The organism is Mangrovibacterium sp., from assembly GCF_041596335.1.
GTDB lineage: Bacteria > Bacteroidota > Bacteroidia > Bacteroidales > Prolixibacteraceae > Mangrovibacterium.
Window position 1 is genome coordinate 1 of the sequence record NZ_JBFHIT010000096.1, and the last position, 8,162, is coordinate 8,162.

6 protein-coding genes and 1 tRNA gene are annotated in these 8,162 nt (G+C 41.3%); 3 read left to right on the forward strand and 4 right to left on the reverse strand.

What is annotated here, in order from left to right:
* Nucleotides 1-210, reverse strand: a 210-nt coding sequence (locus tag ABZD21_RS19415) for a TGS domain-containing protein (protein ID WP_372776791.1), incomplete at its 3' end; no start/stop codon positions are given.
* Nucleotides 211-656: 446 nt separating this feature from the next.
* Complete coding sequence (locus ABZD21_RS19420; protein ID WP_372776792.1) at nucleotides 657-1,742, reverse strand: DUF6588 family protein; 1,086 nt, start codon at nucleotides 1,740-1,742, stop codon at nucleotides 657-659.
* A gap of 196 nt (nucleotides 1,743-1,938) precedes the next feature.
* Here ABZD21_RS19420 and ABZD21_RS19425 point away from each other — a divergent pair, with 196 nt between their 5' ends.
* The gene (locus tag ABZD21_RS19425; protein WP_372776793.1) at nucleotides 1,939-4,131 is read left to right on the forward strand and encodes a S9 family peptidase; all 2,193 of its coding nucleotides are present in this window, start codon (nucleotides 1,939-1,941) and stop codon (nucleotides 4,129-4,131) included.
* Between the two features lie 19 nt (nucleotides 4,132-4,150).
* Here the strand turns inward: ABZD21_RS19425 and ABZD21_RS19430 are convergent, their stop codons facing one another.
* A complete protein-coding gene (locus ABZD21_RS19430) occupies nucleotides 4,151-5,425 on the reverse strand; it encodes a hypothetical protein (RefSeq protein ID WP_372776794.1) in 1,275 nt (424 codons plus the stop codon).
* 236 nt (nucleotides 5,426-5,661) lie between these two features.
* Here ABZD21_RS19430 and ABZD21_RS19435 point away from each other — a divergent pair.
* Nucleotides 5,662-5,745 (forward strand) — tRNA-Leu (locus ABZD21_RS19435).
* A 290-nt stretch (nucleotides 5,746-6,035) separates the two neighbouring features.
* Nucleotides 6,036-7,283 carry a site-specific integrase gene (locus ABZD21_RS19440; RefSeq protein WP_372776795.1) on the forward strand — a complete coding sequence of 416 codons (1,248 nt, stop codon included), beginning with the start codon at nucleotides 6,036-6,038 and terminating at the stop codon, nucleotides 7,281-7,283.
* 578 nt (nucleotides 7,284-7,861) lie between these two features.
* Here ABZD21_RS19440 and ABZD21_RS19445 read toward each other — a convergent pair.
* Nucleotides 7,862-8,047 carry a hypothetical protein gene (locus ABZD21_RS19445; RefSeq protein ID WP_372776796.1) on the reverse strand — a complete coding sequence of 62 codons (186 nt, stop codon included), beginning with the start codon at nucleotides 8,045-8,047 and terminating at the stop codon, nucleotides 7,862-7,864.
* Between the last annotated feature and the right edge of the window lie 115 nt (nucleotides 8,048-8,162).

Sequence of the window (8,162 nt, forward strand, 5' to 3'; positions counted from 1 at the left end):
AGTTTCCTTTCCTTCACGATCGTCCCACGTGAATAATTTGATAGCTGAATCCTGATTAATGGGACGGTTTAAATCCCAAACTTCACCATTTACTGAAACCGCCAAAACATCTTTTGCCAAACGGCTGCTAATGGCATTTGCGATTTCGAGACCGGTTACTCCGCTTTCGAAATCGCGTACACTGTTGTCAGGTAATGTAATCTTTATCATCTGTCAATTCATGAATTCGAGGTTTTCAGCCTCTTATTAATTTTCGCTAAAAAGCTTTTTCAAGCTAACTTATATTCCAAAACACAATACTTAAGGTATTTTGGTTTGCTTTTTTCGGCCTGCAAAGATAATTATTCTTATCTGTTCGCGGCGACATTCATCGGATTTTATGGCAATTAAACGTTTCGCCAAATTCGTCATAAAAGAACCTAAGTTTAAGAAGAGTGTTTTTCATTGCACCGCCAATCGCAACCGGAAGCGTTATAAAAAGCTTTGGGTTCGACGTTAGGGTGCTCGGTCATCCTTAATTTCAGGAACATCATAAAGAACTGAAATTCAGACCGAATGAATAAGATACGCCCTTCCTATTCAATAAAAAAGGCACTCTTTCGAGTGCCTTGCAAGTATGATTGCTGATTGCAATGCTTTTCAACAAAAGAAGCCGACTAACGGAATCCAAAGCTGATACCGCCATTGTATGTGATATACTCTGATTTACTAACTGAACCGAACAAACTAAAGAATGCGAGTTTTAAACGGAATCCGGCATCAATCCCGATATAACGATCATCGTAGTTTAAACTAATCGGATCCTCTTCAATCCCCATTGCATCTGTAATTAAATCGTCGTAACTCGTAACATCCTCTCCTATTTGTCCAGGATCAGGGATTGGATAACTACCAAGAATATTAAAACTGGTCTTACTACTGTTTTCGGTCACGGATGCAAACAATGTAATTACAGAGAACTTCTTCGAAACAATTAAACCGTATTTAAGATTCTTTGAGGTCAATTCGCCTTTTTGATCCGGGTCAATGGTATAACCGGCAGGATTCGAAAGACCATAGTTCGTGTAGTCAAATTCTATTCCTGACTCCCCTGAAATTTCGGAATACGCACCAAAAACAGAGATATCGATCGGCAAATGCTTGATAAAAGGAAGCGATTGGCGAATGTTATGTTTCAACCCAATCCCCCATAAACCGACTTCAGCATCCTCTCCATCAATATCGAACTTCGTTGTCGGAATCCAACGACCGATTACATCGGTGTTTGGCAGCAGGCCAAAGGTTGCCTGCACAATCGGAACCGGAACCAGATCCACTTCACTTCCGTTCGGAGTCGAAAAATAAGGAACCGCAACTGTTTGCCCCTGATACTCCGCGTCGTAATACAAGGTTACCCCATTTGTATTACCGGCAGCCGTTGAAGCCATACTACTTCCTGGCTGAGCATATAAATACTTCAATCCCAATTCGTTTACATCAAACGTTTTATCCGATCCGGGAACCTGAAAAGCGCTCACCGCAAATGCCAGATCGAAGCCCCACATCTTATGCGTTTCGGCAGTATAGTACCACGAGTTATTCATCCCTACTCCAAGGCCTTTGGCATATGGCTCAATGTACGCCTCGATCAACAGATTCGCGTCGTGTGTTCCAAATCGCAACATATCAGACACATCTGATTGCCCAAAAGCTGTTGCCATTCCGGCTGTAGCTAACATTGTGCTTAGAACTATCTTCTTCATATTAATAAAGTGGTTGGTTAACTGGAACAATAATACAAAATTCAACTTAGTTAAAAAGTAGATCGTCCTTTTTTTCCAAAATCAGCGATTTTTTGGCCGCAATCAAGCAGGAATAATCTAAATTCGAAACATTTCCGCTTTTTTTATTAAGATATTTTTTACTGTTTTGAAACCTTCAAAAAAATATAGTTTAAGCATGTACAAGATTATTTATCTATTGATCCTGATCGCGGGATTGAGTTATCCGGCGCTTTCGCAAAAGCCAATCACCTTAGAAGATATACAAGTCAATCATACCTTTAAACAAAAATCGGTAAGTGGCTTATATTCGATGAAAGATGGTGCCCATTACACCACCCTTGAGGAAGGAAGCAAAATTGTAAAATACAGCTACCAAAAAGGTGAGAAAGTGGCCATTCTTTTCGATCTGGCGACCTTAAAAGACGCGCCGATATCGGCTTTTTCTTCCTATGAGTTTAGCGATGACGAAACAAAAATATTATTGACCACCGCGCGTGAAAAAATTTACCGTCATTCATTCACCGCTGAGTACTACATCTGGAATTCGGTTACCAACGAACTGAGCCAGCTGTCGGCAAAAGGCAAACAGCAGGTTGCCACTTTTTCGCCCGATGGAGAACGCGTAGCTTTTGTGCGCGAAAACAACCTGTTTGTGAAAAGTCTCAAATTCGGAACCGAAAATCAGGTAACAACAGATGGTAAATTCAACGAAATCATCAACGGAATTCCGGATTGGGTTTATGAAGAAGAATTTGGATTCAACAAGGCATTTGCCTGGTCGCCGGATTCGAAATTTCTGGCCTTCATTCGTTTCGACGAACGTGAAGTTCCGGAAATGAGCATCCCCATGTACAAAGGTCTCAGTTCTGAGTTGGATGAATACTCGCTCTATCCCGGCGAATACGTTTACAAATATCCGAAAGCCGGTGAAAACAATTCGATTGTGAGTGTACATGTGCACGATTTAAAGTCGAAGACAACCCTGCAAGCTGATCTGGGAAAGGAAACCGACCAATACATTCCGCGCATTAAATGGATGGCTGACGCAGCCGATTTGGCAGTAATGCGCCTAAACCGGAGACAGAACCAACTGGATGTGTTTTTAGTCAATCCAAATACAGGCGACAGCCGCCTCTTTTACACCGAAAAAAACAAACGCTATGTAGCTGAAGAATTCCTGGATGATTTCACCATTTTGCCGGGCAACGACTATTTTGTTGTCAACAGCGAACGCAGCGGATACGCCCATCTTTATCTGTACAACCGCCAGGGATATGAAGTCCGACAATTGACAAATGGCGATTTTGACGTGACCAAGTTTTATGGTTTCGACCCGAAAAAGAAAATTTTCTACTATCAGGCTGCAGCAGAATCGCCCACCCGACGCGAGGTTTATTTTGTGAGTTTAGATGGAAAAAAGAAAGGAAAACTATCCAGCCAGCCCGGCACAAATGACGCTGAATTTAGTGCCGGATTTCAATACTTCATCAATCGGTTCAGTAATTTGGCAACACCCAAACTGACCAGTCTGCATAGCAACGACGGCAAATTGATTCGGGTACTGCAAGATAACAAGCCCCTGATTGAAACGCTAAAACAATATGCTATAAGTCCCAAGGAACTATTTCAATTTAAAACATCGGAAGGAGTGGAATTGAACGGATGGATGATAAAGCCATTGAATTTTGATCCCTCCCAAAAATACCCGGTTGTGATGACTCAATATAGCGGTCCGAACTCGCAGGAAGTGACCGACGAATTTTCGGTTGACTGGTATAACTACCTGGCACAAGAAGGCTTTGTTGTAGCCTGTGTCGATCCGCGCGGAACAGCTGCCCGGGGCGAAGATTTCCGGAAAGTTACCTATATGCAACTGGGCAAGTACGAATCGGACGACCAGATTGAGGCTGCAAAATACCTGGGAACACTACCTTTTGTCGATAAAACCAACATTGCCATTTGGGGATGGAGCTATGGCGGTTTTATGACTTTGCTTTCGATGGAAAAAGGAGGCGATGTGTTTAAGGCCGGTATTTCAGTCGCTCCGGTTACAAACTTCAAATTCTACGATTCAGTTTATACCGAACGTTTTATGCGCAGCCCAAAGGAAAATGAAGATGGATACAATGACAACTCTCCACTGTCAAATCCGGCAGGAATTGCGGGGCGACTATTGCTGATTCATGGTTCAGCCGATGATAATGTGCATGTACAAAACAGCATGGAATTTTCGGAAGCACTGGTGCAGGCAGGTGTTCAATTCGACATGGCAATATACACCAACCGTAAGCACGGCATTTCAGGTGGAAATACGCGGCTTCATCTTTACCGAAAAATGACCGACTTTTTAAAAGCCAATTTAAAATAACGTAAGTTCGTATACTTGCTTAAGCCTGTTGTTTCAACAGGCTTTTTTTAGGTCGAAAAAGTTCCCCTTCGTCCTCATCCGACGTGCGCATGGCTTGCTCCACAAAACGCTCAAACAATTGATTTTGGTAGGGCGAAAACTTATCGTTTTGATTTTCAATGTACGCAAAACTTAAAGGCGAAAATTGATTGAAATCTGCCCGAAAAGTCTGGCTAAAACAACCGGCATTCGACTGCACTGCCTCAACCAAAAACAGATCGATACTCCTTCGCATAAGCGATTGAAAAATGGCAACTGCCCCAGACCCAATTGAGTCGGCCAACTTTACAATCTCTTGCCCTAAATGGTAAGTCCGGTTCAACAGCAGATCCAAATCGAATGACCTGGCTGAAGCCGAAAATGCGGTCAAGACCCGGGAATTCAGGTCATCACTCACATCCTGAAAATCGTCCAGCAATTGCAAATAGGCGCCATAAGCATACAGAAACTGTTCCTGCTTTCCGGTCAGTTTTCCGGCAATCAGAAAACCATCGGCAACAACCGAAGTGCCGCCCTTTTGAATGCTGATTTTCAGTCGTTCGTCGAAATTGAGCTCCGCCACTCCTTCAATCAATTTTACACTCTCTGATTGTGCCGCATGAATATCAAGTAAACTTTTATACAATTCCGGATAATGCGCTCTCGACCACTCCCCTTCAATCAGCTCAACCATTTGGTAAATCTTTTCCTCGTGCCTGTTTAACGGGCAAATATCGCGTCCGGCCAAACGATCGGCAAATCGCTCACCAAAAGCGAACTTTTCCATCGCTGAAATCCCGGCATCGTCAAGGTAATTGTCCGTGTATGGATACAACATGCTATAGGCAAAAATTGAAGCGGTTAGTTCCACCTTTTTCCCCAGTAAAAACTGGAGGCCATTCAGGATCCAAACGTTTCGCAACGCCTGAAAAGCACTTTCCGGGTTCAATTCGGGATCGTATCGTTTTGCGGCTTTTAAGAACGACCAGGTACTATTCACCATCGCATCCGAGAGAATCGTATCTAACTGTTCCGTCGAATAGTCCAGACTATCGCGAAAAAAGTCGGTTAAAAGTCCAATAAGGGTGGCCTTTTCCTTTTTTAAACCCTCACTTGAAATGTTCGCTGCAATCTTTTTCGATTTCATGGCATTCGAAAACTCATCAAATCTCGTCTCGCGCAATCCCTGCTCCACCGACGAATAAACACGAATACCGCTGGGTAATGCAGTATTGCTTTTGTTCCACAAATCGATCACTTGGTCTAAATAGCTCATAACAAGTTGGTTTAATAACACTAAAAACTTCAGGCATACAAAGTGACGCAATTGCGGGCACAGAACCATTTCAATTCCGATGAACGGGCGGGTTTTGTCGGTAAAAAGCGGCCATCAAAAAAAATTGAAAAAAGGCAATATTTTTCCAGTGCAGCAACATCTGCGGACAAAATTTTTCTATATTTGCATCGCCTTTGAGGGAATGACCAAAGAGGCAACATAAGCAATAATTTCATGCCCAGGTGGTGGAATTGGTAGACACGCTAGTTTCAGGGACTAGTGTCCGTAAGGATGTGCAAGTTCGAGTCTTGTTCTGGGTACAACATTGAAATCAACAAAAACAAAAAGCGCTTAAAATCAACATTTTAAGCGCTTTTTGTTTTTACACTGAAGTCAAAAAAGCTCATCAAAAGTCAAATAAAGCGAGACTTTATCGAGAACAACTATTTTTTCCAAAAAACTGTTCTCGGCAAATCTCATAACTATCTCTATTACAGCATACAAATTAACACAAATTGACTCATTTTGGAGTTTAAAGTTATCGTCATAATTAGATATTTTTAAGCACCAATCGAGAACAATTTTCATTTAAACTAAAAATGGAGAAATTATGAGATTGACAATTAACTTCCTTGTGAAGAAAGCAAGGCAAAAAAACAATGGTGAAATACCGATTTACGTTAGAGTAACATTAAATTCCAGAAGAATTGAACTCTCAACCGGAATATATTGTGATATTGACAAATGGGATGAATTTGGACAGCAGTTCAAAGGTAGAAGTGAAGCCGCCCGGATATTGAACATCAGATTAAACAAAATCAGAAACGAAATTCAAGATCACTACAACCAATTAAAATCTACTGATGAGGACTTCAATGTTATTACAATTAAAAATAAACTGCTAAACATCGATGACAGCACTGGAATTTTGATAGTTTTCGACTACTACCTAAACAGCATCCGGGAAAAAGAAAACAAAGGCTATTCATCAAGAACATATAAACACTACAAAACTTCACGAAAACGGGTAGCTGAATTTATCAAACATCAATATAAAAAAGCTGATTTTTCGGTTAGCTCAATCAATTACAATTTTCTGGATTCATTTGATATATACATTAAGAAAAAGTACGGGATTCACCAAAATACTGCATGGAACTACCATAAACATCTCCGCCGAGTTTTAAACCTTGCTGTTTCGATGGATCACATTCCCAAAAATCCATATAGCAAATACAAAGTTGCCTTGGATGAGACCCATCGGGAGTTTTTGACAAATGAAGAACTTTCAAGGATTGAAGAAAAAGAAATTCAGATTGAACGATTAGCTATCATTAGGGACATCTTTGTATTTGCATGTTATACAGGACTATCCTATTCCGATGTGTCTAAACTCAGTAGAAAACACCTTCAAAAAGGTATAGATAAGAACGAATGGATAATAATTGACAGAACTAAAACGAATAATCGCTGCAGGATTCCAATCCTTCCAAAAGCAAAGGAGATATTAGGGAAATATCGAGATTATCCCACAAATTATACGAAAGGGCTATTACTTCCGGTGTTAAGCAATCAAAAGATGAACAGTTACCTGAAAGAATTGGGTGATGTCTGCAACATCAATAAAAGTATAACCATGCATATGGCCCGGCACACCTTTGCCACATCTGTAACTCTTAGCAATGGAGTTCCTATTGAAACAGTTTCGAAAGTACTCGGACACACTTCACTAAAAACAACGCAGATATACGCCAAAATTCTTGATCAAAAAATTTCAGAAGATATGAATCTTTTAAAAAGTCGATTGGAAACAACAGCTGGAGCAATTCATAAAAAGGGGCAGTCACCCACGATCTAACTCGGGTACTTCCAGTTTATCCGATATAACTGCATGGCCAACATGAAACTTAGATTATTCTTTTCGTTAACTGCTCAACCATGATTTGTCTAAAGAATTGGAAGAGGCAAACATCCATTGTTTGAGCAATGTAGACGCAGCAAAAAGCTCTTATAGTTCCTGATGATAAGGATTACCGGCAGTCTGGTGTCTTTATTCAGCAAAGGTAGGGCAATTACTTTTTTGTTCATCCGATGCAGACTGCAATAGAAGTTCAGTCGGTAAACCATGTATTTAAAACTGTCGTGCGATGGCGACCGGGGATCACGGGCCAAAGCGGCCAGGTCCTCTTTAATCTCTTCGGGGTAGTTCTGCTCAGGAGGCCTCCCAAAGTGAAACAAGAACAGGGCAATAGGCCGAATGTCGTTTTATAACGTACTTCTGCTTTGCCAATGCAAAGTAACCCGCTGCTCCAATCTACGATAACTCACTCAAATTCGGCAAACAAAACAGCAGCATACTCAACAACTAACGCACCTAAGGCTCATTCTTCAACTAGCTATAAAAAACGACAAAAAAAGGGGAAATTCCCCTTTCGCTCAATCTTTCTCTGGCAGCATGATGAAAACTGCCGGTGAAGGATTATCAATATCATGAGCCGAAACAACAGCCTTCAAAGTAACCATCCTGGTTTCCGGCTCCGATTGAAGTTCTCGTTTCTCATTGTCCAGCCAATCCATTTCTGCCGGAAGCTGAAACTGGCTATTTCGGTCAGACCGTGCCACACATTTCGGTTGAAACCGTGCCACTTTGAGAGATGGTGCAATTATACAAAAAATTAATTTTCACTCTTTAAAATTCCTTTTCTCAGCGATTCACCTTTCAGGTCAATGCGGTGAG